The 819-nt window shown below is 33.0% G+C and carries 2 protein-coding genes; both read right to left on the minus strand.

The features are described 5' to 3' along the window. The coding region (locus tag ACFSR0_RS06970; protein ID WP_379981261.1) for an RNA-guided endonuclease TnpB family protein at positions 1–576 on the minus strand (576 nt) is incomplete at its 3' end. A gap of 16 nt (positions 577–592) precedes the next feature. Further along, the coding region (gene tnpA, locus ACFSR0_RS06975) for an IS200/IS605 family transposase (protein ID WP_379981263.1) at positions 593–819 on the minus strand (227 nt) is incomplete at its 5' end.

The following is an 819-nucleotide window of genomic DNA, read 5'->3' on the forward strand; positions in this document are numbered from 1 at the left end:
AAAGTCCGTAATTCCTAAGTCAATACCAATTGCAGAATTAGTTTTAGGTAATTCCTTAACTTCTTCTTTGCATAATAAAGAAATATAGTATTTACCGCTAGAATACCGTGATATTGTAGCAGCTTTGATCATTCCTTTTGGTTGTCTATGAAGTTGAATTCTAACCAATGATTTCAATTTAGGAAGTTTGATAAATTTATTATCAAGTAGCGCTACTGTCCCATTTTGATTATTCGTTGTGTAACTCTGAACAGGATTTTTCTTGCTTTTGAAACGTGGAAATCCAACGGATTTATCCCGAAAGAAATTCTTATAAGCCTTATCTAAATTGAGTTGCGCATTAGCTAAGGCAAGACTATCAACTTCCTTCAAAAACGGAAATTCTTCCTTGTATTTAGCAGGGGTGGGAAAGACCATTTTTTTAGAAGAATTATTTTTTACTTCTTTATATGCTTTTTTTCGGTCATTAAGCATTAGATTATAGACCTTACGGACACAGCCAAAAGATTGTGCAAAGAAGAGCTCTTGCTCTTCTGTTGGATAGAGTCTGAATTTATATGCTTTTAGTCGTTCCATAAAATTCACCTACTCTCTACTTATGATTATTTCCTTGATTTTGAATATAGTTCTTAATCACCTCAATTGGTACACCGCCAGTTGTCAAAAGACAAAAACTTTTAGACCAGAACATTTCTTTCCAAAGAAATTGTTTCATTTTTGGGAAATCACGTTTTATCAAACGTGAGCTAGCACTTTTATAGGCATTGATGAATTTTGTCAATTCTGTTTTAGGTTGAGCTTTGAACATAATGTGAACGT

The sequence above is a fragment of the Enterococcus camelliae genome, assembly GCF_042685105.1.
Classification (GTDB): Bacteria; Bacillota; Bacilli; order Lactobacillales; family Enterococcaceae; genus Enterococcus_G; species Enterococcus_G camelliae.